This is a genomic window from Salegentibacter profundi (genome assembly GCF_054121475.1).
This window is the reverse complement of sequence record NZ_JBSYGG010000007.1, coordinates 79786-104979: the sequence shown is the minus strand read 5'-3', so window position 1 is coordinate 104979 and position 25194 is coordinate 79786. Positions and strand designations below refer to the sequence as shown.

The window sequence follows — 25194 nt, the reverse complement described above, 5'->3', positions numbered from 1 at the left end:
TTTCAGGATTTATCCTTCAAAGTCTCCTTCATCCATATCTCCGTTCCCTCCGTTTCTGCGTCTTTCCTGTTCTCTTTTTTGCTGATTGAATCTGTAGATAAGCGAGACGGTAAAATTCTGACCCTGTCGCCATTGAAATTCACTATACCTGTCATAGGTATCAGTAGCGGTATAGGATTCACGTTTTCGAGAATTCAGAAGATCCCGGACATTAAAGGATAAGGTAGCGTTGTCATTAAAGATATCTTTACTCAATGCGAAATCTATCGAAAGGTACCCCTCTCGTCTTCCTTGTATGCCATCGGCTGCACCCCTATAAAAGGCGTTGGTCTGCCAGTCAATTTTAGCCGGTAAGGTTACCTTAGAGCTGAAACGGGCAAACCAACTGGTGTTTTCAGCATCATAATTCTTATCATTAAATTCACCTTCCGTCTCAAACTTAAAAAAATTAAAACTACCATTTAACCTCAGCCACCTTGCAGGATTGTAAAGTAACCCTAATTCGGCTCCTGTTCGCTTGTTACTGGCCAGGTTCACCGGGATGGTTCGAATAACGTTTGTGCCGGCAATATTTTCTTCAATCCTTTCAAAAGATTCGGTCTCGTGCTGGTAATACACCGATGATGTCAGGGTCAGTTTCTCCCATCTTTTGAGGTACCCGAGATCGAAAGCATTGGAATAAGCCGGTTGTAAATTAGGATTTCCCTGAAATACATTATTATTGCTGCTTCTGGAAGGAAAAGGATTGATGAACCATCCTCTGGGCCGATTTATTCTTCTGTTATAGCCCAAGGTGATATTTTCTTCTTCGGCAAGTTCATATATAAAATTCACGGTTGGGAACAGTCCTAAATAATTGTTATCAAAATCGGTGTCGATTGGAAAACCGAATACCTCTTCCAATTCAGCATCGGTAAGTTCGCTATCAATTTTCCCTTTAAGCTGCGTGTTTTCCAATCGAAGGCCTAAAAGGAAAGAAAACTGACCGAATTTAGATCCATACTGGGTATATAGTGCATTTACATTTTCTGTGTAATCGAATATATTGGTAAGGTTTTCATTGAGCTCCAGATTTCCGGTTTCTGGGTTTTCCTGGAAAAGTCTGTAATCGGTGATTTCGTTTTCAAAATTTCCGCGGTAACCTGCTTCAAATTGGGATTCTTCTCCAAAAGGACGAACATAATCAGCCTGAATAAGATACTCCTTCTGATCTTCTGTGGTGTTTATGTCTTCTCCGATCAACTGTAGTTCCCGATTTTCTGTATTGTAATCCTCTTTTTCTCCAATGGTGGTGAATTGGGTTTCCTTATCGGATTCAAATTGGAAATCCGCGGTGAGTTTATGGCCCTTATCATCAAAATTATTTATATAATTTAAAGAAACCTGCCAGCTGTCATCATTCTCGGTTTGTTTTTCTTCCCGTGTGGTACCTAAAACCTGGCTACCGTCAATGTAATTATCCGTTACATTGGTGGTGAGATCCTCATCCTCCCCATAACGATAAAAAACCGAACCGGTAATAGAAGAATTTTCCGAAAGAAAATATTCCATTCCCACATTGGTATTGAAGTTTCTGTTAAGCCGTGCTATGTCCCGGTCTTCGACAATTCGATCAAAGGCTACTCCACTGTTTTCTTTATACCTGGTATCGAAGAATCCTCCTCCGGGAGCATCAAAATACCTGAATCCTGTGGTTGTAAAAAGATTGAATTTATCCGTGCGATAATTGACATTGGCCGAAATACCTGCATTTGCAGGAGTACCTGCATTTAAGCTTAAAGACCCGTTAAAACCTAAGGTTTCTTTTTGCCTTAGAATTATATTGAGAATTCCTGCGGTACCTTCGGCATCATAACGGGCGGAAGGGGAGGTAATCACCTCCACGCGTTCAATGGCATCTGCCGGTAATTGATTCAAGACATTCGTATCCCCAAAACCAGCCATTGCAGAAGGTTTGCCATTGATAAGAATTCGTACATTTTCATTTCCTCTAAGGCTTATCCCTCCGTCAATATCTACCGTTACCGAAGGTACATTGTTGAGCGCATCGCTAACTGTACCTCCAGCCGTGGTGAGGTCTTTACCTATATTGTAAATCTTTTTATCCAACCTGACATCTACCTGTGTGGTTTCTGCCCGAACTACAACTTCATCCAGGCTGGAAGAAGAAACTCCTAATTGTATGGTACCTAGATTTAGATCAGATTCTATTTTGCGGTTATTGAAACGTTTAGGTTCGTATGAAATGAACTCCACCAGAATATTATAAGTGCCTTTTGCGACATCGATCGAGAACTTTCCATCGACATCGGTCACCCCGCCGTTAATATCTGAAGGGTCATTGGTATTGATAATAGAAATGGTCGCGTATTCCAATGGAACCTCGAGCTCGTTATCAATTACCGTCCCGGAAATAGTATGTTGAGAATTGCGTTGTGAATAGCCCTGGATACTAAGGCCTAAAAATAATAAAAGCGCTGTAAGCGACATTAGATTTTTGGAGGTCATATAAACTTTTTGTTCTATGACTTTTGAATCTCCAAATGGTTTAATGAAACACTGGTTAAACTTGCGTTAAACCTGCCTATTTTCCTTTTTGTGCCAAAGGTATAGTGTTGATAGCCAGTTGTTAGGTCTTGCGGGTTAAATTTTTATTGACTTCGATATATTTTTCAAACTGGTCTTCTGTTAGAAATTTCCTGAGCTTTTTGTGTTCGTTACGCTGAATGGCCTGGAGCCTTCTAATTAAAGAATCTTCATTGACCCCTGAGTTAAGGACCTCGTTTTTTCGAATGGTGTAGGCAATGATTACATCTTCCATTAATAAGGTTTGTTCGTGATCCAGGTCTAGTTCCTGTTTCCAGGTATAGGCCAGTTCCCGGGCTATGTCTTCTAATTCCGCCCTGTTTTTTTTATGAATATAGATTTGGGAATATACAAAACCGGCTACCAGTAATCCGGCTACACCAATAATTGCAATTCTTTCTTGTGCTTTCATTTCTGGTCGTTTATGCTTATAACATTATAATTGCCTAGCTAAGGAGCCTGTCAATCTCTTCAGCAGGGCGGCCAATCACGGCCTCCTTTTCCGTCTCAACAATAGGCCTTTCAATAAGTTTAGGGTTTTTTACCATTACCGTTATGAGCTCTTTGTCACTTAGGTCTTTACTTTTATAGTTTTCCTTCCAAAGCTTTTCGTTCTTTCTGACCAATTGAATGGGCGTGATGTTCATCTTTTTTATCAGTGCCGTTAGTTCTTCTTCCGAAAGTTCATCCTTTAAATATTCTCTTACGTTATATTTTTCTCCTGAAGCTTCTACTTTTTGCAGCCCTTCTCGTGATTTTTTGCAGCGTGTATTATGATAAATGGTAATCATTCTAAAAAGATTTTTCAGATATTAAAATAAACAATTATTCTTAAAATAAAAATAGCCTTGAGGTTTCTATCAAACTTCGTTCCGTTGCCCCATCATCATCAGGTAAGCCTTGAGAAAAGCATCGATGCCTCCATTCATTACATCGTCCACGTTCCCCGTTTCCTCAGCGGTTCTGACATCCTTTACCAGTTTGTAAGGGTGCATTACATAGTTTCTTATCTGAGACCCCCATTCAATCTTCATCTTGGAATCCTCAATTTCCCGTCTTTGAGCCTGTTGCTTTTGAAGTTCGATTTCATATAACTGACTCTTTAAAAGCTGCATAGCTTTAGTTTTATTCTCCAGTTGGGAACGTGTTTCTGAATTTTCAATTACAATTCCAGTAGGGGCGTGACGCAACCTAACTGCCGTTTCCACTTTGTTGACATTTTGTCCTCCAGCTCCTGATGATCGCATGGTTTCCCAGGAGAGGTCCGCCGGGTTAATGTCGATTTCGATGCTTTCATCGGCCAGCGGGTATACATATACCGATGCAAAAGAAGTGTGCCGCTTGGCATTGCTGTCAAATGGTGAAATCCTAACCAGCCTGTGGACCCCATTCTCTCCCTTTAACCATCCAAAGGCAAATTCGCCATCAATTTCCAGGGTAACCGTTTTGATGCCGGCAACATCACCGGCCTGGTAGTTTAGTTCCTTTATCTTATAACCGCGTTTTTCTGCCCACATAAGGTACATTCGCATGAGCATTTCTGCCCAATCGCAGCTCTCGGTACCTCCGGCTCCGGCTGTAATCTGCAGTACTGCGCTCATTTTGTCCCCTTCTTCGGAAAGCATATTCTTAAACTCCAGGTCTTCAATAAGCTCAAGTGCCTGGGATTTCTTTTCCTCTACATCTTCAGCCGAGGCTTCATCCTCCTGGTAGAATTCATAAAGAACTTCCAGGTCGTCCACCAGATTTTCTGCCTCTTTGTAGTCTTCTACCCATTTTTTTTCGGTATTGAGTTCCTGCATAAGAAGTTCAGCCTTCTTTGGATCGTTCCAAAAATCGGGAGCAAAGGTTTTTTCTTCAAGATTTGTGATTTCTATTTGTTTGGCATCAATGTCAAAGATACCTCCTTAACGCACCAAGGCGCTCTCTAAGATCTTTAACCTGTTCTGTTGAGATCATGTAGTCTAATTTTAGTGTAAAAATAGAATTAAAGGCAGCTACAGGAAAGTATTTAACGATAATTTTATAGTTTTAGCTTTCCAAAAAATACAGGCCTATGCACCGACCTTTCCTTACTTTGTTGTTTCTCAGTATTTCCCATTTTGCCTTTACACAATTTTTAGCCGAGAAAGAAAACCTCAAAACATATGAGGGCTTCTTTGATTTCCATTATAATGAGGAAGTGGACCAGATTTATCTCGAGGTAGATAAGCTTGATACCGCGTTTTTATATACCCATTTTCTTACCAGTGGAATCGGCTCCAATGATGTGGGACTGGATCGTGGAAAACTCGGTGGAGGTGTAGTGGTTAAATTCGTGAAAGCAGGAAATAAACTGCTTTTAATCCAGCCCAATCAAAAATACAGGGCTGAAACCGACAATTTGCTTGAGAAGGAAAGTGTGCAGCAAGCCTTTGCCCAGTCGGTAATCTTCGGTTTTGAGATCAAAGAAGAAAACAAGGAGGGGTATGTGATCGATTTCACTCCATTTTTAATGCGGGACGCCCATGGGGTAGCCACGAAATTAAAAAAGGGGGAATACGGTACTTATAAACTGGAAAAAGACAAAAGCGCCCTTGCGATGGAACGCACCAAAGCTTTTCCTGAAAATGTAGAGTTTGAAGCCCTGTTAACTTTTGAAGGAGAAGCAAAAGGAGGGACCTTAAAATCAGTGGTGCCGGATAGCGAGAATATAAGTGTGATTCAGCATCATTCATTTGTAAAACTTCCTGGAGAAGGTTATCAGAAAAGGATTTTCGATCCCCGAAGTGGTGCTATTCATATCTCTTACCTGGATTATGCCAGTCCGGTTTATGAACCCATACAAAAACGATATATCATTAGGCATCGTTTAAATAAGGAAAACCCGGAAGCCGACCTTAGCCAGGCAGAAGAACCCATAGTGTATTACCTGGATCCCGGAACCCCTGAGCCTGTAAGATCGGCTTTATTGGATGGCGCCAAATGGTGGAACGAAGCCTTCGAGGAAATAGGCTATAAAAATGCCTTCCAGGTTAAGATGCTTCCCAAAGATGCTGATCCCCTGGATGTACGTTATAATGTTATTCAATGGGTTCACCGGTCTACTCGTGGATGGAGCTATGGAGCAAGTGTGGTAGATCCCAGGACAGGAGAGATTATAAAGGGCCACGTTAGTTTGGGAAGCCTGCGTATTCGACAGGACTTTATGATTGCCCAGGCCCTAATGAACCGTCCTTTTGCAGAAAGTGACCAAAATCACCAGAAGATGATGGACATGGCCCTTGCCAGGATCAGGCAACTCTCCGCCCATGAAATTGGTCATACTTTAGGTTTTGCGCATAATTTTGCTGCCAGCGCCTCTCAGAGAGCTTCAGTGATGGATTATCCCCATCCCCAATTTAATCTGAAGAATGGAAATATCGATTTCAGTAATGTCTATGCCACGGGAATGGGAGAATGGGATAAGCTTACCGTAAAATATTCTTATGCTGACATTCCCGAAAACACTTCGGAAAGAGAATTCTTGAATTCGGTAATCGCTCAGGCTCACGCTAAAGGTATCCAGTTTATCTCCGATGCAGACGCCCGTGCTCAAGGTGGGGCACATGTTAGGGCGCATTTATGGGATAACGGGAAGGAGGCAGTCGATGAGCTTGAGAAGATTTTGGCTATACGAAAAAAGGCCATAGCTAATTTTTCTAAAGACAATATCCGTAGCGGCGAACCTTATTCGGTCCTTGAAGATGTATTTGTGCCGCTTTTTTTTCTTCACAGATACCAGACTGAGGCTGCGGTAAAATTGATTGGAGGTATGGATTATAATTATGCTGTCAAAGGAGGGGATGAGAAAATCTGGGAACCTCTAAACCATACATCACAGGAAAAAGCCCTTGAAGTAATATTAAATACCCTGGAGGCTCAGACCCTAAGCATCCCGAAATCAAAATTGGATCTTTTTCCTCCTCGTGCCTTCGGCTTTAACCGTAGCAGGGAATCCTTTAAAAGCAATACGGGTACAACTTTTGATGCCCTGGGAGCCCCGGTTACCGCGGCAGCGATGAGCCTTGAACTTTTATTACATCCCCAACGAGCAGCCAGGCTCGTTCAACAGAAAGCTCTGGATAACAAACAATTAGGATTAAAGGATGTTTTAGAGGATCTGATTGCTGAAACTATTCAATCCTCACCTCGGGATAGTTACCATTCTGCCGTTCAGAAAGCTATAAATTATACTGTATTTGAACACCTGCTTTCATTGGCAGGGAATAATAAAGCAACTCCACAGGTAAAAGCGATCACTAATTCAGCTATAGAAGAACTGAAAACCTGGTTAACTAAACAAGATGGGACCTTGGAGCATCAAATGCTAAGAGAGATTAGGCAATTCCGTGAGCATCCGGAAGATTTTAAAATTGAAAGTACTACACCGAAAATTCCCGATGGGAGTCCAATTGGGAGTTTCAGGTGTTACCATAATGAAAACCCACAGGTAAATAGATAAAAAGAATTGAAACAGGATTTTCGCATACGCGGAAATGAAAATGGATTATGTTATGAAAGAAATAGATCTTAGAAGCGATACGGTTACAAGACCTACAAGCGGCATGCTGAAAGCAATTATGAGTGCCGAAGTCGGAGATGATGTATATAAAGAGGATCCGACAGTTAATGTCCTGGAAAAAAAGCTGGCTGAAATGTTTGGTATGGATGAAGCTTTGTTTTTTCCTACCGGGAGCATGGCCAACCAGGCTGCAATAAAATTGCATACCCAACCCGCAGAGCAGTTGATTTGTGATAAATGGGCACATGTTTTTAACTATGAAGGTGGAGGGGTTTCTTTCAACAGTGGGGTTTCCTGTAAACTTGTGGATGGAGATCGTGGCATGATCACGGCCTCACAAATTGAAGAAAATATCAATCCACCGGATTTTTATCATAGTCCGCTTACGAGCCTGGTTTGTTTAGAAAATACGACCAATAAAGGTGGCGGGGCCTGTTATGACCTGGAAGTGATCAAAGAAATTCGGAAGACATGCAATACCCATGGGCTCGGACTTCACTTGGATGGGGCACGACTCTTTAACGCCCTTGTCGCAAAAAATGAAGATCCTAAGGATTATGGGAAGTTATTTGATACCATTTCAGTTTGTTTGTCAAAAGGATTGGGAACACCTATGGGATCAGTGCTTATAGGTAACAAAAACCTTATGGAAGGCGCTATGCGAGTTAGGAAAGTCCTTGGAGGCGGAATGCGCCAGATTGGTTTTATGGCTGCAGCTGGAGTATATGCTCTGGATCACCATATCGAGCGGTTGGCTTTAGATCACAAAAGAGCTTCAGAGATCGCCCAATGCCTGGAAGGTCAGGATTATATAAAACTTGTGGAAACGGTAGAAACCAATATTGTAATATTTTACCTTAAAGAGGCTTCGAAGGAAGAGGATTTTATAAAAGAACTTGAAAAGAAAAATATCCGAATAAGTAATATGGGGCAGGGGAAGCTTAGAATTGTCACTCACCTGGACTATTCCGAAGAAATGCATAGAAAATTTCTTGACGTTTTAGAACAGATCAATCTATAATGACCTTTAACAGCAAGGCCCCGCAGGTTTAGCGGGGCCTTGCATGATCATCTTTGGCCTTCAGCTATTTAAACATATCCAGGCCTGGAATATCTGGCATTCCATCTTTTGCCACGGCTGCCAGTTCGGTTTCATTCATTTCCGAAGCGCGCTCAATGGCCTTATTCAAAGTAAGAACAAGGTAATCCTCCAATTGATCCTTATCCTCAAGTAACTCATCGGCAATACTGATATTTTTAATTTCCCTGGCAGCTGTAATGGTGATCTTTAATAAACCATCGCTAGATTCTTCTTCAAAACTTACTGTCTTAAGCCTCTCCTTTGTTGCTTCAACTTTTTCCTGGGTTTCCTTGATCTTATTCATCATACCCATCATATCTCCAAACATAGTTGCTGTTTTTAATTTTTTTATTTACAAATTTACTAAATTACCCTCTTAACATCTTAAAATGAAAACAATATTATTTATTTTACTTGGAAGCCTTACATTTGCCACCGCCCAAAACAATACTGAATTGAAACAGGAAATTATACCTCCCAAAGCTAAAAAGATAGCAGAAAAACTGGAATTTCATGGAGATGTGCGGATAGATGATTATTACTGGATGAATAATCGGGAAAATCCTGAAGTGATTGACTATCTCAAGCGTGAAAATGAATATAATGAAAAAATGACGGCTCATACCAAGTCGTTTCAGGAGAAACTTTTTGAGGAAATGAAGTCCCGAATTAAGGAAGATGATAAATCAGTGCCTTATAAACTAAATGCTTACTGGTATTTAACACGTTTTGAAAAAGGTTATGATTATCCGATTTATTCCCGTAAGAAAGAAAGCCTGGATGCTCCTGAGATTGTTATGTTTAATGTCAATGATATGGCAGAAGGGCATGATTATTACAGTCTTGGCGGGCTTAATGTAAGTGAGGATAATAAACTGGTTGCCTTTGGGGTCGATACGGTGAGTCGAAGAAAATACACCATACAGGTCAAAAACCTGGAGACCGGTCAGATTCTTCCAGATCGGATAGAGAATACTACGGGGGGCTCTACCTGGGCCAGCGATAATAAAACGCTTTTTTATACTAAAAAGGATGATCAGACCCTTAGGTCCTTCAGGATCTATAAACACGTTCTGGGCACAGACGCCTCTGAAGATGAATTGGTTTTTGAGGAGAAAGATGAAACCTTCAATACCTATGTGTATAAATCGAAATCCCGTGAATATATAATTATTGGTTCCAGCAGTACCTTAACTACGGAATACAGGGTTTTGAAAGCGGATAATCCCAACGGGGAATTTAAACTTATCCAGGAGCGGGAGCGTGGGCTGGAATACAGTATCTCTCATTTTGGTGGTCATTTTTATATTCTTACCAATAAAGATGATGCGACCAATTTTAAGTTAATGAAGACTCCGGTAGGGGCAGCCTCTAGTGACCACTGGATCGATGTAATTCCACACAGGGAAGATTTTCTTCTGGAAGACATCGACATTTTTAAGGAATATCTGGTAGTCAGTGAACGTCATGAGGGTCTTAATAAAATTAGAATAATCAGATGGGATGGTGATAAGGAATATTATATTCCTTTTGATAATGAAACCTATACCGCCTATACTTCTATTAATCCCTCCTTTAATACGGATATATTAAGATATACATACAATTCTCTGACCACGCCCACGTCGGTCATTGATTTTAATATGAAAACCGGTGAAAAGAACGTGCTTAAGGAGCAGGATGTTTTAGGTGGAAAATTTGATAAGAACAACTATACCTCTGAAAGGATATGGGCTACTGCCGCCGATGGAACAAAAGTACCAGTATCCCTGGTATATCGGAAAGGCCTTGAAAAAGATTCAAAGAATCCGGTGCTCCAGTACGCTTATGGGTCATATGGTTCTACCATTGATCCTTATTTTTCCTCGGTAAGACTCAGTCTGTTAGACAGAGGCTTTATTTACGCCATTGCGCATATCCGGGGAGGAGAATATCTTGGTAGAAACTGGTATGAAGAGGGAAAACTCTTTAGAAAAAAGAACACTTTTACCGATTTTATCGATGTGTCCAAATATTTGATCGAAGAAAAATTCACTTCCAGGGAGCATTTATATGCTATGGGAGGTTCCGCCGGAGGTTTACTCATGGGTGCCATTGTCAATATGGCTCCAGAGCTCTATAACGGGGTGATAGCGGCTGTACCTTTTGTGGATGTGGTGACCACAATGCTCGATGACAGCATTCCCCTTACCACAGGGGAGTACGATGAATGGGGAAATCCGAACGAACTGGAATATTACCAGTATATGAAGTCTTATTCACCTTATGACAATGTCAAGGCCCAGGACTACCCAAATATGCTTGTTACCACGGGGTTACACGATTCCCAGGTGCAATACTGGGAGCCGGCCAAATGGGTGGCCAAATTGCGGGAATATAAAACAGATAAAAACAAGTTGCTATTTCATACCAATTTAGAAGCAGGACATGGCGGAGCCTCCGGAAGATTTGAAGCGCTCAAAGAAGTAGCCGAAGAGTATGCCTTTCTGTTGGATTTGGAAGGAATAACCGAATAATTAAAAAATTTGCCTTAACTTTGGCCGGTTTGCAATCTGAACTTTTTCAATTTTTGAAAAATCAGTAAATTAATTTTGTAAAGAACTTCATTTATGAAAGAAGCATTGCAAGTTTATGATAACGTATTGCAGTTAATTGGTAATACGCCCCTCATTCAACTTAAAAAAATCACAAAAGGAATTAAAGGTGAATTTTTCGCCAAAGTCGAAGCCTTTAATCCGGGACACTCCACCAAAGACCGTATCGCATTATATATTATCGAGGAAGCCGAGCGAAAAGGTATTCTAAAACCAGGTGATACTATAATTGAGACTACTTCAGGAAATACAGGCTTTAGTATTGCCATGGTAAGCATCATCAAGGGATATGAATGTATCTTAGCAGTTAGCTCAAAATCTTCTAACGATAAGATCGACATGCTCAAAACTATGGGAGCCAAGGTTTATGTATGCCCTGCTCACGTAGCAGCTGACGATCCCAGGTCCTATTATGAAGTAGCAAAAAGGTTGCATCAGGAAATAAAAGGTTCGGTCTATATCAATCAGTACTTCAATGAGCTGAATATGGATGCTCATTTTAACAGTACCGGTCCTGAGATTTGGAAACAAACCGAAGGTAAAATCACTCACCTGATAGCGTGTAGCGGTACAGGTGGAACTATTTCTGGAACGGCGCGTTACTTAAAGGAACAAAACCCGGAAATTAAAGTAGTTGGAATTGACGCCTATGGATCCGTGCTTAAAAAGTACCATGAGACAAGGGAATTCGATGCGGAAGAGATCTATCCTTATCGTATTGAAGGACTTGGCAAAAACCTTATTCCAACCGCCACAGATTTTGATGCAATAGATAAATTTGTGAAGGTCACTGACCAGGAAAGTGCTCACACTGCCCGGGAACTGGCTAAAACTGAAGGTTTGTTTGTGGGTTATACCAGTGGGGCTGCAATGCAGGGATTAAAGCATCTCGCCCAGGAAGGGGAATTTAATGCTGATAGTAATGTAGTTATTATTTTTCCGGATCACGGTTCAAGATATATGAGCAAGATTTATAATGATAACTGGATGAACGAGCAAGGCTTTTTTGATACCCAAAATAAAGCTGCTGCTGAGGAGATAGAATTTATAAAGTAAAATTTTGATTACATACTATACAAATATCGAGGCATCCCAAAACAAGGGATGCCTTTGTTTTTATGTAAAATAAAGGCCAAAAATAACTTTGTACAGTTGATTCTATTTTAAGTATTTTTGCGGCTAGTTAAAAAAATATCGATGAAAGACTTATTTGATAAAATATATAAAGATAAAGGACCATTAGGAAAGTGGGCAGAGCAAGCAGAGGGATACTTTGTATTTCCAAAACTGGAGGGCCCCATTTCCAACAGAATGAAGTTTAGAGGAAAAGACGTTATCACATGGAGTATCAACGATTATTTAGGGCTGTCCAATCATCCAGATGTAAGAAAGGTTGATGCAGAAGCTGCTGCTCAATACGGTTCCGCATATCCTATGGGTGCCCGAATGATGAGTGGGCATACCAGCCTCCATGAGCGCCTTCAGGATGAACTGGCTTCTTTTGTTCATAAACAGTCAGCATACCTTCTTAATTTTGGATATCAGGGAATGGTTTCTACCATCGATGCCCTGGTTTCCAAAGCCGATGTCATAGTTTACGATGTTGATGCCCATGCTTGTATTATTGACGGGGTACGGCTTCATTTGGGTCAGCGTTTTACCTACAAGCATAACGATATGGAAAGCATCGAAAAGAACCTGCAACGTGCCACCAAAATCGCTGAACAAACCGGTGGTGGAATTTTGCTTATTTCTGAAGGAGTTTTCGGTATGCGGGGAGAACAGGGAAGGCTTAAGGAAATAGTTGAGCTGAAAAAAAAGTATAACTTTCGATTATTTGTAGATGATGCGCACGGTTTTGGGACCCTGGGGAAAACCGGGGCAGGAGCAGGAGAAGAACAAGGTATCCAGGACGAGATAGATGTTTACTTTGCAACTTTTGCCAAAGCGATGGCCAGTACAGGGGCATTTATTGCTGCTGATAAAGAAATAATAGACTATTTAAAATATAATTTGCGTTCGCAGATGTTTGCAAAATCCCTGCAAATGCAACTGGTGGTTGGAGCATTGAAACGCTTGGAAATGCTGCGTACTATGCCGGAACTCAAGGAAAAGCTTTGGGAAAATGTAAATGCTTTACAAAACGGTTTAAAAGAGCGGGGCTTTGACCTTGGAACTACACAAAGTTGTGTAACCCCGGTATACCTGGAAGGAAGTATTCCTGAGGCTATGGCTCTTGTAAAGGATCTTAGAGAAAACCACGGGGTTTTCTGCTCCATTGTGGTGTATCCTGTCATTCCTAAAGGCATGATCCTTTTAAGGATGATACCAACGGCTAGTCACACCCTAGAAGATGTTAAGGAGACCCTGGAAGCTTTTACCGCCATAAGAGAGCGGCTCGAAAACGGTACATACAAAAGGTTATCAGCTTCGGTTGAGGCTGCGATGGCCAGAAAATAAAGGGCCTTTAATAAAGGGCCTTTAATAAAGTAAAAAATTAAAAAGGTGGCTGCTTAATGGTAGTCACCTTTTTCATTGATTCCCCTGATCATTTTCTTCGCCTTGATCTTTTTCGATGAATTCTCCTTCTTCATAGCGCCATCTGCTTTCGCCATCTTCCTCGATATACTCCTCATCTTTATGCATATCCATTCTATAGGAAATTCCTGCAGCGACCTGCCAACGGGAAGGAGTGTCTTTTACATTGATCAATCCGGAAATATCCAACTGGAAATCTTTGCCGAAGAGATAGGCAGCGCCTCCTCTAAAGAGGTCATCAGCGTAGATATCGCTTATCAAAGCCTGGTATTCGCCAAATAGGGCAAATTTTGGAGTGACCGCATGTGTTAAGGTCGCAATACCGGCATAGGTAGGGAATTCTTCGGTAAATTTGTCGGCAATTAAATTGATCACCAAAACCCAGCGTCCCCAATTATTTTGAGTGATAAGCGCCGCTTTTGGACTAATTCCGGATTCCCCCTGGTACATATAGGGATTATCCCACCAGGAGAAATTTGCACCGGCATAAACCGAAACTGCTGGGATCAATGTTTTCCAATTAAAGCCCTGGTTGGCCTTCCAACTATAAAGATTGGGTTTTTCTTCTTCCAGGCTTAGATAGGGATCAAAAAGCAGGAATTTGGCGCCGAGAGTGTTGCTTTTGAAGTTGGCTCTAGTGAACTCTTCTTCTACTGCACCACGGGAGAGTAAGGTATTTTCCTGTTGAAATGATCCAAAAAAGTTCAGTTCCAGGATCTCAGTAAGGAATCCATATCGAAGCCCATAGCTTGCTCCCAGGATATCCGAATCGGTATATAAAAGAGAATGAGTGTCATTTCCCATATAGCCACCGGCCTCTAGTTGAAGAACATTTTTGCCTACCGCGAAGGCCCCCTGGGACTCCCCAGGTCTGTTGGAATTGATGGTTTCGGTATATTGCCCCCTGGTTTGAAAAATTATGGTAATAATAAAAAGGAAAGAGACCGTTGTTTTTAGCATAGCAATTGTCTTTTAGATCAAAGATAGGAGAATTTATTATTAATTTAGGATTGATTTCCGCGCGATTATTAAGCCTAATTTTTATTTTTGCAAAAAGCCATTAAATGTTTGAAGCTTCTTTTACAGCTGTTTTAAAAACGATACTGATCATCTTGTTAGTATACTTCGGGTTTAAATTATTAATCCGATGGTTTGGCCCATTGATCCTTAAATATTTCATGAGGAAAGTGGGTAAGCAATTTGAGCAGCAATTTAATCAGCAGCGACAGCGACCTAATAATTCTCAAAAAAAGGATCCAAAGGTAAGCGTGGAGAAAAAATCGAATCGAGGAAAACCCAGATCCAACAAAAAAGTAGGAGAATACATCGATTACGAAGAAATTGATTAATTTCGAGCCTACTAAATTATTTTTTGATGGCTCAGTACAAGCGGTATCTCCCTCATATTCTTGTTTTATTTAGTTTTATTGTAATATCCCTGTTGTATTTCAGCCCTGTTCTGCAGGGTAAAATGATCTTTCAAAGCGATATCGTTCAGTATACCGGTATGGCCAAAGAGCAAAATGATTTCAGGGCTCAAACAGGTCAGGAACCCTACTGGACTAATGCCGCCTTTGGGGGGATGCCGACTTTTCAACTCGGAGCTAATTACCCACATAATTATGTGAAAAAACTGGATTCCGTCCTGCGCTTTCTTCCAAGACCGGCCGATTACCTCTTTATTTATTTCCTGGGCTTTTATATTTTATTACTTTGCTTGAAACTCGATTATAGGCTGGCCTTCCTCGGTGCGATCGCCTTCGGATTTTCCACCTATTTTATTATCATACTCGGGGTGGGGCATAATGCAAAGGCGCACGCTATAGCCTATATGCCTATGGTTCTTGGCGGCATTATTTTAACCTTCCGGCAAAAATTCTGGCTGGGAGGAATTTTACTTGCTATTTCTATGGCTCTTGAAATAGGGGCGAACCATTTCCAGATGACTTATTATTTGTTACTTCTGGTTATCATCCTGGGTCTTGCCTACCTGATTGATGCCTATAGAAAAGGAATTATTCCCAAATATTTTAAAGCGCTTGCGGTTATGGTAGTGGCCGTTATTGTGGCCGTAGGTACCAATGCTACTAATCTGCTGGCCACTGAACAATACACCCAGTTCAGTACCCGGGGAGATACCGGACTCACTATTGAGCCCGATGGCTCCCAGAAAAATGGTAGCGGGCTTGATTACCATTATATTACCGAGTACAGTTATGGCAAATTAGAAACTTTCAACTTATTTATTCCCCGGTTCATGGGAGGGTCCAATGCTGAAAAACTCGATGAGGATTCCAATATTTACCAGGCTATCATCGGCCTTGGGGCTTCTCCGGTGCAAGCTTCTAATTTTGCTGAAAATGCTCCAACATACTGGGGCGATCAACCTTTTGTTGGCGCCCCGGCCTATATCGGTGCGAGTGTTTTATTCTTTTTCGTATTTGCGCTATTTTTAATAAGAGGACGTCTAAAATGGTGGATAGTTGGTGCAAGTACCCTCGCATTATTGTTATCCTGGGGTAAAAATTTTGGTATCCTAACCGAATTATTTATCGAATATGTGCCGCTTTACGATAAATTCAGAGCGGTATCTTCTATTCAGGTGATCATTGAGTTATGTGTACCAGTATTAGCTGTGGTAGGGATCTCCCGATTGTTCGACAGGGAAATTCCCCGGGATAAAAAGGAATTTGCGCTTAAATGGGCCGGAATTATTACCGGAGGCCTTGCCTTGTTCTTTCTTTTGTTCAAATCAGTCCTTTTTGATTTCAGTGGAGCTGCTGACCCTGGTTTAAGGCAACAACTCGGGATGGATTTTATGCGCGCATTAAAGGAAGATCGAAAAGCCATCTTTACTGCCGATGCCCTTCGAAGTCTTATTTTAGTTGGTGTGTGCTTCTCCCTTATTTGGTTTTATCTAAAAGGGAAATTACGGGAAAATCTGCTGATTGTTGGTTTTGCTATTTTGATCCTTTTCGATCTGGTAGGGGTAGACCGCCGCTATGTAAATAATGATGATTTTGTGAATGCAAGACAGATGGAACAACCCTTCCAGCCAACCCAGGCTGATGAACAAATTCTTCAGGATGATTCCCACTACCGTGTATTCGATGTCAGTGGCAGCCCTTTTAATACCGGACGAACCTCCTATTTTCATAACAGTATCGGCGGTTATCATGCAGCTAAACCCGGCCGTATGCAGGAGCTTTTTGATTTCTATATTTCACAGAACAATATGGATATTTTGAATATGTTGAATGTGAAATATTTTATCGTTCCCTCTGAGGAAGGGAACCCACAGGCACAACAAAATCCTGGTGCTTACGGGAATGCCTGGCTGGTCAATAAACTCCAGTTTGTGGCTAATGCCGATGAGGAAATTTTGAAACTCGAGGACACGGATCTAAAAAATACGGCGATTGCAGATGAAAAGTTCAGATCTATTATTTCGGGAGAAACTCAGTGGAATGCCAATGGAGAAATAAATTTGATAAGTGCTGCTCCAAACGAAATGATCTATGAATTTCAATCTGCCAGTGAACAGCTTGCTGTATTTTCAGAAATGTATTATAATCCCGGATGGCAGGCCTATATAGATGGTAAACCCGTACCACATTTCAGGGTAGATTATGTTTTGCGGGCCCTTGAGATTCCTGCTGGAGAGCACAAGGTCATCTTTAGATTTGAGCCGGAGGTGGTCAATACAGGTAGTAGCATTGCCCTTGCAAGTTCGATCCTCCTTGTTTTTGCTATCCTGGGGGGGATATTTTACGCAGTGCGACGTAATGATTAACAGGTATGAAAAAGGTGCTTATCATAACATATTACTGGCCTCCTGCCGGTGGTCCCGGGGTACAGCGCTGGTTGAAATTTGTGAAATACCTAAGGGAGTTTGGGATTGAACCGGTTGTTTTTACGCCCAGGAATCCTAACTATCCCATTTGTGATGAAAACCTGGAAAGTGAGGTTCCTGAAAATCTTCAGATTATTAAACAACCAATCATCGAACCCTATAGACTGGCTGGTTTTTTTTCCAAAAAACAAACAGCGACCATAAGTTCCGGTATTATTGAAGAAGAGGAAAACCAGGGATGGTTGCAGCGCCTGATGTTATATATAAGGGGAAACTTTTTCATTCCTGATGCCAGAAAATTCTGGATAAAACCCTCGGTGAATTATTTGCTGAAATTTCTAAAATCAGAAAATATCGATACTGTAGTTACCACCGGTCCTCCTCATAGTGTTCATCTTATTGGCTTAGCTTTAAAGAAGGAATTGTCCATTCAATGGATCGCTGATTTCAGGGATCCCTGGACTCAGATCGGATACCATTCCAAATTAAAGCTCAGTAAAGATGCACAAAGAAAACATAAGGAGTATGAACAACAAGTATTAAAAACGGCCGATAAGATCATAGTGACCAGCCATACCACAAGGGCAGAATTTATAAGTAAGACCCAGAAACCGGTGCATTTAATTACCAACGGATATGATAAGGTGAACTTCTCACAGCCGATCATTCCAGATGAAAAATTCAGTTTCTCTCATATTGGTTCGCTTCTTTCCGGGCGAAATCCCAGGATCCTCTGGGAGAGCTTTAGGGAATTGATGGAGGAAGATGCTGAATTTGAGAGATCTTTCCAGCTCCGCCTGGTAGGGAAGGTAAGTCCCGAAGTATTAAGGAGCATAAAAGAAAATAACCTGGAAAAATACCTGGAACTGGTCCCTTACGTAAGTCATAGGGAAGCCTTAATATTCCAACGACAGAGCCAGGTCTTGCTTCTGTTAGAGATAGATAGTAGCGAAACACGAGGCATCATCCCCGGGAAATTATTTGAATATCTGAACGCGGAGCGCCCCATTTTAGCTATTGGACCGGATTTATGGGATGTTCAGAAAATCTTGGAAGAAACCGGGGCAGGGAAGGCCTATTCTTATTCGGATAAAGAATTAGTGAAAATTCAGCTTAAAAAACTTTTCTCAGATTTTAAAATGGGAAGTTTAAATTCAGCCCCGCGAAATATAGCACAATATAGCCGCAAGATGCTTACCGGTAAATTGGCTAACTTGTTAAGGTAAAATCATGCTATGGGTGTAATTTTCAATCAGTCTTTTAAAAACCTGGTGACCACGTATGCTGGTTTTGGGATCGGGGCTATTAACACCCTTTTTCTTTTTACTTATTTCCTTGAACAGCAATATTACGGTCTGGTGAGTTTTTTGCTTTCAGCTGCTAATTTGGTCTGGCCGTTTATGGCTTTCGGAGTCCATAGTACGCTTGTAAAATTCTTTAGTTTCTATAAAACCCGGGAAGAAAAGGACCGTCTTTTGAACCTGGTTTTGTTGCTGCCCTTGCTGGTATCTGGATTTTTAGGGATGCTTGGGCTTATGACTTATGAGCTGCTTATGGATTATTTTTCCCAGGGGAATAGCCTGGTTAAACCATATGTATGGTTAATATTTCTCATTGCTTTTGCGACAGCCTATTTTGAAGTGTTCTTTGCCTGGTCCAAGGTACATCTTCGCAGTGTCTTTGGAAATGTGATGAAGGAGGTATTTCACCGGGCTTGTATTAGCCTGCTTCTTGTTGCGGTTTATTTACAATGGCTAAGCGTTCATTGGTTTATCTATGGGGTTGCTTTGGTTTTTGTAATTCGGAGCCTGATTATGGCGCTGTATGCCTTTAGACTGTACCGGCCCAGGTTGAACTTTTTATTCCCTGAGAATCTTTCAAGTGTGTTGAAGTACACCTCGCTTATTCTAATTGCAGCCTCTGTGGCTATGGTCATGTTAGATCTGGATAAGGTTATGATAGAGCACTACCTGCCAATTGAAAATGTGGCTATCTATGGTATAATGGTGTATATCGCTACCGTGATATCCGTACCACAAAAGGCCATGCACCAGATCACCCATCCCATGACCGCATCAATGTTGAATTTCAAGGATAAAGAAGGCCTGGGAAATCTTTATAAGAAAAGTTCCATCAATCTTCTTATCGTCAGTGGATTAATTTTTATTCTGATTATAAGCAATGTAAACCAACTTTATGAATTGATTCCTCAGGAGTATGAACTGAGTATCCTGGTGGTCCTGTTAATCTCCCTGGTCAAGCTCTATGATAATTTTCTCGGAAATAACAATAGTATCTTATTTAATTCAGAATATTATCGCATTGTGCTGGTCATTGGAATTTTACTTGCGATTTTAGCCTTTGTATTCAATATAATATTTATACCGCTCTATGGGATTGAAGGCGCAGCGATCGCAAGTTTTCTGGCCTTTGGAATCTATAATACCGTAAAAATATACCTGGTATATACCAAATTCAGGCTTTTTCCCTTTGTTCCAAAAACCTGGTGGGTTCTGGGCATTACCCTTGCCTTTAGTTTGGGTTTTTATTTTTGGGAGTTTTCTTTTCATCCGTTAATTAATATAACCCTAAAGTCCCTTTTGATCACAGGACTCTTTCTTATTCTGGCATATAGGATGAATTTTTCAAGTGAAACTACAAAGCTGATTGAAGGACTGTTCAATAGAAAAGGGTCCTAAAAAGAGAAACCCCCAGGACAATAGTATTGTCCAAAGGGGTTTCCAACTAACCAACCAAAAAAATTTAAATTATGAACTTTTATCCTCTAGATCTCATATTTCGTGCCGAAGTGTTATTTCGGGTAGAAGTTTTTCCTCTTACAGCACTAGAGCGGGTTTTTCTTTGAGTTTTTACCGCTGCAGGTCTTCTGGTAGCCGGTGTTCTGCTTTGAACTTTCCGGTTTTCCCTTCTAGAGGAAGACCTAGCTGTACTGTTTCTATTAGTCGGGGTAGACCTGTTCACATTACTCCTTGTTTGCCTTGTAGCCTGTCTTTTTATTCTGGTGTTTCTTTGACTACTTTCCTGCACCCTGGAGTTTCTTGTATGACTCATTTGCGTCTTTCTAGCCTGGCTTCTATTACTGGTGGCCTGTGGGCTAGTCCTTGTTCTTGTCGGCTTATGAATAGCTTTGGTCTGAGAATTTCTTCTCGTTGTGACACCAGTGGTCTTTCCAGCAGAATTACTGCTTGATTGTCTTCTGGAGCTTATCGCTTTTTCCTTATAAGAACCTCTAGCTCTACTGGTGTTTTGCCGGCTTCTACGAGTATTATTCTCTGATACGACCTGGCTGGACCTACGTGTATTTATTTTCTGTAAGTCTCTTTTATCAGCAGTCCTTCTACCTTTATTATAGGAAACCACCTTCTGATCAGGACGGTAAAAATTCTTATTGACGTAGGTATTATAATTGTTCGTATAGTAAGTATTATGCTGCACATAGCTTATTCGATTCGGCTGGTAGTAAGCCCTGTATGGTCTATGAAACACGATACTTAAATGGCTGTGTGGTCGGGTGTAATACCTGTGCCATGGTCTGTATATATAGCGCCTGTTATAGCGGTTAATGTATCCTGAAAAATGAGCAAACCTATTAAACCGGTTGTAGGTTACATATAGATTTCCTACACGGGCTACTCTTCCATTATGATCATAATCGATGACCACATTCCCTGCCTGGATGATCCTTCCATAATAGTCGTAATAGATCGGTACATTCTCCACCTGGATAACCGCACCATAATCATCAAACTGAATATAGGGATCGTAGTTATATCCGGAATTATAACTGATATTGACATTTGGGGTTGCGATGTTTACAACCGTATTTCTTCTAAAATTAGGGTTATAATAGAAATCGAATTCTCCATTAGGATATATAGCAAACTCCACACCGTCTTCAACGAAGATAAATGAATCTGTATAGGCATTTCTTGGAAGCTCGTAAGCTTCTGAAGCCGAAGCTGAGATTCCAACCAGTAGACTGAATATGAGGATAATGTTTTTCATTTGTAAGGTTTTTAAGTTCTAGCGCCCATTGGGTGTTGGGGGGTGCCACCTAAAAGTCACAAACTGCGTGCCAAAATAAGGGTTCTCCGGTGTAATGCTGCTTTTAAGCCCTTTGTAATAGGAATCAAACCTTCTTAAGTGTACTGGTATTCAATGCTTTAAATATAGGCGTAAGGCTGTCTATAATTTTTCTTTAAGGTATTTAGCGGTATAGGATTCCTTATTATTAGCAACCTCTTCTGGAGTACCAAAAGCCACCAGATAACCTCCGTTTTCTCCTCCTTCCCGGCCCAGGTCGATCACGTGATCTGCGCATTTGACAAGGTCCATATTGTGCTCAATGACAATTACAGAATGACCTTTTTTAATCAGCGCGTTGAATGACTTTAATAATTTTTTGATATCGTGGAAATGCAAGCCGGTTGTAGGTTCATCGAAGATAAACAGCGCCTTTTCCTTGGTGCTTCCTTTGACCAGGAATGAAGCTAATTTGATTCGTTGCGCTTCCCCGCCGGATAGGGTAGAGGAACTCTGGCCTAATTGTACATAACCCAGACCCACCTCCTGTAAAGGCTTTAATTTTCTAACTATTTTTTCCTGTTTATGGTGGTGGAAAAAATCAATAGCATCATCGATGGTCATTTTTAAAACCTCATCAATGTTTTTATCGGCAAAAGTAACCTCTAGAATTTCTTTTTTAAAGCGTTTTCCATTACAGGCTTCACATTCCAGGTGAACATCAGCCATGAACTGCATTTCGATGGTCACTTCACCTTCTCCTTTACAAATTTCACAGCGACCTCCATCTACATTAAAAGAAAAATATTTGGGGGTATAATCCCTTATCCTGGATAGTTTTTGACTGGAAAATAAATTTCTAATGTCATCGTAGGCTTTTATATAAGTCACCGGGTTGGAACGTGAGCTTCTACCGATAGGGTTCTGATCAACAAACTCGATACTGCCTAGATTATCAAAATTTCCTTCAATAGCTGTAAATTGCCCGGCTTTTTCCCCATATCCACCAATCTCCTTTTGCGCAGCGGGATATAGAATTTTCTTTACCAGGGTACTTTTCCCACTACCGGAAACCCCGGTTATAGCCGTAAAGACTCCCAAAGGAAAAGTAACATCGATATTTTTCAGGTTGTTTTCCCTGGCTCCTAACACCTTTATATTTCTTTTGGTTTTACGCCTTTCTTCTGGTAATTCTATCTTTTCGGTGCCATTGAGGTATTGAGCCGTAAGGGAAGTCGACTTTAAAATATCGATCATTTTACCCACTGCAACTACCTGACCACCATTTGTACCTGCTTCGGGCCCGATATCAATAATTTCATCGGCGGCCTTCATAATATCCTCATCATGTTCTACTACAATGACGGTATTACCCAAATCCCGAAGGTGTTTTAACACCCCTATTAATCTTTCCGTATCTTTTGGATGAAGACCAATTGAAGGTTCATCCAGGATATACATAGAGCCCACCAAGCTGCTCCCCAGGGATGTTGCTAGGTTGATTCGTTGGGATTCTCCTCCCGAAAGGGTATTTGATCGTCGGTTGAGAGTGAGATAATCCAGACCTACCTGGGAGAGAAAATCCAGGCGATTCCTTATCTCGGTTAATAACCTTTTTGCGACCTGAGTATCATATTCATTTAGTTCCAGGTTCTTGAAGAAGCCTCTTACTTTATCTAAGGGTTTTTCTACAAGATCTGTAATGCTATGTCCATCAATTTTCACATTTTGAGCTTCTGGTCTTAGGCGCTTACCTTTACAGGCACTACATTTTGTTTTACCACGATAACGGCTTAGCATGACCCTGTTTTGAATCTTGTAAGCTTTGCTTTCAAGGAATTCGAAAAAGGCATTGAGACCTTCAAAATACTTGTTCCCAGTCCAAACCAGGTCTTTTTGCTCCTCAGAAAGTTCAAACCAGGGTTTATGTATAGGGAAATCAAATTTATGGGAGTTATTAACCAGTTGATCCCGATACCAGCTCATGCTTTCTCCTCGCCAGGGGAAAATCGCATTCTCATAAACTGAGAGGCCTGTATTTGGAATAACCAGGTCTGCATCTATTCCAATGACATCCCCATAACCCTCACATTTAGGGCAGGCTCCATAGGGGTTGTTAAAACTAAAAAGGTGGACGTTAGGCTCTGGAAAGCTTATGCCATCGAGTTCAAATCTATTGCTGAAATGACGCAAGGCATTATCACTAAGTTTTTCAATGTATAGTTCTCCTTTTCCTTCAAAGAAGGCAGCATCGGTAGCATCTGCCAGGCGATTATAGAAATCCTCTTCATCTTTTGTAATAATCCGATCTACAACAAGAAAGGTTTCTGAAGCATCTGCATGGGCTAAATCGGCCTGATCAATACGCTTTACTTGATCCTTGATTTTTACCCTGCTATATCCCTGCTGGGAAAGGACCTTTAGCTTTTCTTCGAGGGTTCTTCCGTTTTCAAGGTGAATAGGGGAGAGCAATAGGAGTTTTTCTCCCTCGGCAAAGGTTTTTACATAGTTTACCACATCGGTAACCGTATCTTTTTTGACTTCATTGCCTGAAATAGGGGAATAGGTCTTACCAATTCGGGCATAAAGAAGCTTTAGATAATCATAAATCTCTGTAGAAGTCCCTACCGTAGACCGAGGATTGGTAGAATTTACTTTCTGTTCAATGGCAATGGCCGGGGCTATTCCTTTTATATAATCAACTTTGGGCTTATTGAGCCTTCCAAGGAATTGCCTGGCGTAGGAAGAAAGACTTTCAACATATCGTCGTTGGCCCTCAGCATACAAGGTATCGAAGGCCAAACTGGATTTCCCTGAACCTGACAGCCCTGTGATAACTACCAGCTTATTCCGGGGAATGATGACATTAATATCTTTTAGATTGTGCAGTTTTGCACCTTTGATGATTATATTTTTTTTGGGGTCAACCTTCTCTACGTCAATATTCATGCTATGTTGTATGGTCTTGAAATGCAAATGTACTCAATAAGGCGCAGGGGAAAAAGCCCCTTATTTCTTATAGTAATGTTAAAATATTAAGCTTTTATTTGTTATTGTAGAATTTATCTTGCTATATTTGAGCCCACAGTTGAACTAAAAATATCTTGCCTATTGCATAAAGTTACTTTTAAAACTAAATAACCTAACCTCAGGTTGCCCCTACCATCCTGAACAAAAGTAACTAATATGGAAAACCTTAAAGTAAGCGATGCTATTCTCGTGCGGGAATATCTTGGTGGAAATGAAAATGCACTTTCAAAATTAATTTCCAGGCATCAACACCGAATTTATAGTTTTATTTATTCCAAAGTATTTGATAAGGATGTCGCTGAAGACGTTTTTCAGGATACCTTTATTAAAGTGATCAATACCCTCAAGAAAGGGAAGTATAACGAAGAAGGTAAGTTTTTACCGTGGGTAATGCGAATTGCGCATAACCTGGTTATCGATCATTTCAGAAAGAATAAGCGCATGCCAAAATTTGAAAATAAGGGTGACTTTAATATTTTTTCTGTTTTAAGCGATTCTAATCTTAATGCAGAAACACAATTAATCAAAGAGCAAATAGAATGCGATGTGCAGGAGCTCATAAAAGAACTACCTGAAGATCAACTTGAAGTTTTAACTATGCGAATCTATAAGGACATGAGTTTCAAGGAGATATCCGAACGTACAGGCGTTAGTATAAATACGGCGTTAGGAAGAATGCGTTATGCTTTAATAAATCTCAGAAAAATAATTGATAAGCATAACTTAATTTTAACAAATTAAGCTATACTATCCCTCATTTGATTGCGTTATCTATTTAAACCAACGCAAAATTTTTAAAATGGGGAACTTTTACACAAAAAACACCTCGAAAGAGGGAAAATTGAATGAATCAAAACCTAAGAAAGAGACAATAAACTTTCTTTTAAACTATTCAAGAGCTTTGAATATTTCCAAATATCAAAGT

The 25194-nt window shown here is 40.7% G+C and carries 18 protein-coding genes; 10 read left to right on the top strand and 8 right to left on the bottom strand.

Annotated elements, in window-relative coordinates:
* Positions 1–9 precede the first annotated feature (9 nt).
* The 4 genes from ACW6NC_RS10675 to prfB all read right to left on the bottom strand — a co-directional run bounded on the left by ACW6NC_RS10675 (position 10) and on the right by prfB (position 4545).
* A complete protein-coding gene (locus ACW6NC_RS10675; protein WP_457865924.1) occupies positions 10–2508 on the bottom strand; it encodes a TonB-dependent receptor domain-containing protein in 2499 nt (832 codons plus the stop codon).
* Between the two features lie 121 nt (positions 2509–2629).
* Positions 2630–2998: a hypothetical protein gene (locus ACW6NC_RS10670; RefSeq protein WP_457865922.1), complete on the bottom strand. Its 369-nt coding sequence runs from the start codon at positions 2996–2998 to the stop codon at positions 2630–2632.
* 34 nt (positions 2999–3032) lie between these two features.
* Positions 3033–3377: an arsenate reductase (glutaredoxin) gene (arsC, locus tag ACW6NC_RS10665; RefSeq protein WP_457865920.1), complete on the bottom strand. Its 345-nt coding sequence runs from the start codon at positions 3375–3377 to the stop codon at positions 3033–3035.
* 69 nt (positions 3378–3446) lie between these two features.
* Positions 3447–4545 (bottom strand): peptide chain release factor 2 gene (gene prfB, locus ACW6NC_RS10660; protein WP_457865918.1). Its coding sequence is split into 2 segments (ribosomal slippage): positions 3447–4481 and positions 4483–4545, totalling 1098 coding nucleotides; the frame shifts between segments, so codons are not numbered across the junction.
* 97 nt (positions 4546–4642) lie between these two features.
* On the opposite strand from prfB, the gene ACW6NC_RS10655 reads away from it, so the two are divergent.
* Together ACW6NC_RS10655 and ACW6NC_RS10650 are read left to right on the top strand one after the other, a co-directional pair.
* Entirely contained in the window at positions 4643–7069 is a 2427-nt protein-coding gene (locus ACW6NC_RS10655; RefSeq protein WP_457865917.1) for a zinc-dependent metalloprotease, read from the top strand.
* Between the two features lie 52 nt (positions 7070–7121).
* On the top strand, positions 7122–8150 hold the full coding sequence (locus tag ACW6NC_RS10650) for a threonine aldolase family protein (protein ID WP_457865915.1): 1029 nt from the start codon (positions 7122–7124) through the stop codon (positions 8148–8150).
* Between the two features lie 64 nt (positions 8151–8214).
* Here the strand turns inward: ACW6NC_RS10650 and ACW6NC_RS10645 are convergent, their stop codons facing one another.
* A complete protein-coding gene (locus ACW6NC_RS10645; RefSeq protein WP_457865913.1) occupies positions 8215–8538 on the bottom strand; it encodes a YbaB/EbfC family nucleoid-associated protein in 324 nt (107 codons plus the stop codon).
* 61 nt (positions 8539–8599) lie between these two features.
* Between ACW6NC_RS10645 and ACW6NC_RS10640 the strand changes: the two genes are divergently transcribed.
* The 3 genes from ACW6NC_RS10640 to ACW6NC_RS10630 all read left to right on the top strand — a co-directional run bounded on the left by ACW6NC_RS10640 (position 8600) and on the right by ACW6NC_RS10630 (position 13264).
* On the top strand, positions 8600–10726 hold the full coding sequence (locus ACW6NC_RS10640; protein ID WP_457865911.1) for a S9 family peptidase: 2127 nt from the start codon (positions 8600–8602) through the stop codon (positions 10724–10726).
* Between the two features lie 93 nt (positions 10727–10819).
* Positions 10820–11860 carry a PLP-dependent cysteine synthase family protein gene (locus ACW6NC_RS10635; protein WP_457865909.1) on the top strand — a complete coding sequence of 347 codons (1041 nt, stop codon included), beginning with the start codon at positions 10820–10822 and terminating at the stop codon, positions 11858–11860.
* A gap of 141 nt (positions 11861–12001) precedes the next feature.
* Positions 12002–13264, top strand: a complete 1263-nt coding sequence (locus ACW6NC_RS10630) for an aminotransferase class I/II-fold pyridoxal phosphate-dependent enzyme (protein ID WP_457865907.1) — start codon at positions 12002–12004, stop codon at positions 13262–13264.
* Between the two features lie 72 nt (positions 13265–13336).
* Here ACW6NC_RS10630 and ACW6NC_RS10625 read toward each other — a convergent pair whose 3' ends face one another.
* Positions 13337–14302 carry a transporter gene (locus ACW6NC_RS10625; protein WP_457865905.1) on the bottom strand — a complete coding sequence of 322 codons (966 nt, stop codon included), beginning with the start codon at positions 14300–14302 and terminating at the stop codon, positions 13337–13339.
* 104 nt (positions 14303–14406) lie between these two features.
* On the opposite strand from ACW6NC_RS10625, the gene ACW6NC_RS10620 reads away from it, so the two are divergent.
* Genes ACW6NC_RS10620 through ACW6NC_RS10605 form a run of 4 tightly spaced genes read left to right on the top strand, consistent with a single transcriptional unit; the run spans position 14407 to position 19894 of the window.
* Complete coding sequence (locus tag ACW6NC_RS10620; RefSeq protein WP_457865903.1) at positions 14407–14691, top strand: DUF4834 family protein; 285 nt, start codon at positions 14407–14409, stop codon at positions 14689–14691.
* Positions 14692–14717: 26 nt separating this feature from the next.
* Positions 14718–17135, top strand: a complete 2418-nt coding sequence (locus ACW6NC_RS10615) for a YfhO family protein (protein ID WP_457865901.1) — start codon at positions 14718–14720, stop codon at positions 17133–17135.
* 5 nt (positions 17136–17140) lie between these two features.
* The gene (locus ACW6NC_RS10610) at positions 17141–18421 is read left to right on the top strand and encodes a glycosyltransferase family 4 protein (RefSeq protein WP_457865899.1); all 1281 of its coding nucleotides are present in this window, start codon (positions 17141–17143) and stop codon (positions 18419–18421) included.
* Positions 18422–18430: 9 nt separating this feature from the next.
* Positions 18431–19894: a lipopolysaccharide biosynthesis protein gene (locus ACW6NC_RS10605; RefSeq protein ID WP_457865897.1), complete on the top strand. Its 1464-nt coding sequence runs from the start codon at positions 18431–18433 to the stop codon at positions 19892–19894.
* Positions 19895–19973: 79 nt separating this feature from the next.
* Here the strand turns inward: ACW6NC_RS10605 and ACW6NC_RS10600 are convergent, their stop codons facing one another.
* Entirely contained in the window at positions 19974–21221 is a 1248-nt protein-coding gene (locus tag ACW6NC_RS10600) for a hypothetical protein (protein WP_457865895.1), read from the bottom strand.
* Between the two features lie 180 nt (positions 21222–21401).
* Positions 21402–24188 carry an excinuclease ABC subunit UvrA gene (gene uvrA / locus ACW6NC_RS10595; protein ID WP_457865893.1) on the bottom strand — a complete coding sequence of 929 codons (2787 nt, stop codon included), beginning with the start codon at positions 24186–24188 and terminating at the stop codon, positions 21402–21404.
* Between the two features lie 237 nt (positions 24189–24425).
* On the opposite strand from uvrA, the gene ACW6NC_RS10590 reads away from it, so the two are divergent.
* Positions 24426–25010 carry an RNA polymerase sigma factor gene (locus ACW6NC_RS10590; RefSeq protein WP_457865892.1) on the top strand — a complete coding sequence of 195 codons (585 nt, stop codon included), beginning with the start codon at positions 24426–24428 and terminating at the stop codon, positions 25008–25010.
* Positions 25011–25194 lie beyond the last annotated feature (184 nt).

What these genes read in the sequence shown, in the direction of transcription:
- ACW6NC_RS10655 (WP_457865917.1), top strand. Translation starts at nt 4,643, where the DNA reads ATGCACCGACCTTTCCTTACTTTGTTGTTTCTCAGTATTTCCCATTTT.
- ACW6NC_RS10640 (WP_457865911.1), top strand. Translation starts at nt 8,600, where the DNA reads ATGAAAACAATATTATTTATTTTACTTGGAAGCCTTACATTTGCCACC.
- arsC (WP_457865920.1), bottom strand. Translation starts at nt 3,377, where the DNA reads ATGATTACCATTTATCATAATACACGCTGCAAAAAATCACGAGAAGGG.
- ACW6NC_RS10675 (WP_457865924.1), bottom strand. Translation starts at nt 2,508, where the DNA reads ATGACCTCCAAAAATCTAATGTCGCTTACAGCGCTTTTATTATTTTTA.
- ACW6NC_RS10590 (WP_457865892.1), top strand. Translation starts at nt 24,426, where the DNA reads ATGGAAAACCTTAAAGTAAGCGATGCTATTCTCGTGCGGGAATATCTT.
- ACW6NC_RS10645 (WP_457865913.1), bottom strand. Translation starts at nt 8,538, where the DNA reads ATGTTTGGAGATATGATGGGTATGATGAATAAGATCAAGGAAACCCAG.
- ACW6NC_RS10670 (WP_457865922.1), bottom strand. Translation starts at nt 2,998, where the DNA reads ATGAAAGCACAAGAAAGAATTGCAATTATTGGTGTAGCCGGATTACTG.
- ACW6NC_RS10620 (WP_457865903.1), top strand. Translation starts at nt 14,407, where the DNA reads ATGTTTGAAGCTTCTTTTACAGCTGTTTTAAAAACGATACTGATCATC.
- ACW6NC_RS10600 (WP_457865895.1), bottom strand. Translation starts at nt 21,221, where the DNA reads ATGAAAAACATTATCCTCATATTCAGTCTACTGGTTGGAATCTCAGCT.
- ACW6NC_RS10625 (WP_457865905.1), bottom strand. Translation starts at nt 14,302, where the DNA reads ATGCTAAAAACAACGGTCTCTTTCCTTTTTATTATTACCATAATTTTT.
- ACW6NC_RS10635 (WP_457865909.1), top strand. Translation starts at nt 10,820, where the DNA reads ATGAAAGAAGCATTGCAAGTTTATGATAACGTATTGCAGTTAATTGGT.
- ACW6NC_RS10605 (WP_457865897.1), top strand. Translation starts at nt 18,431, where the DNA reads ATGGGTGTAATTTTCAATCAGTCTTTTAAAAACCTGGTGACCACGTAT.
- uvrA (WP_457865893.1), bottom strand. Translation starts at nt 24,188, where the DNA reads ATGAATATTGACGTAGAGAAGGTTGACCCCAAAAAAAATATAATCATC.
- ACW6NC_RS10615 (WP_457865901.1), top strand. Translation starts at nt 14,718, where the DNA reads ATGGCTCAGTACAAGCGGTATCTCCCTCATATTCTTGTTTTATTTAGT.
- ACW6NC_RS10650 (WP_457865915.1), top strand. Translation starts at nt 7,122, where the DNA reads ATGAAAGAAATAGATCTTAGAAGCGATACGGTTACAAGACCTACAAGC.
- ACW6NC_RS10610 (WP_457865899.1), top strand. Translation starts at nt 17,141, where the DNA reads ATGAAAAAGGTGCTTATCATAACATATTACTGGCCTCCTGCCGGTGGT.
- ACW6NC_RS10630 (WP_457865907.1), top strand. Translation starts at nt 12,002, where the DNA reads ATGAAAGACTTATTTGATAAAATATATAAAGATAAAGGACCATTAGGA.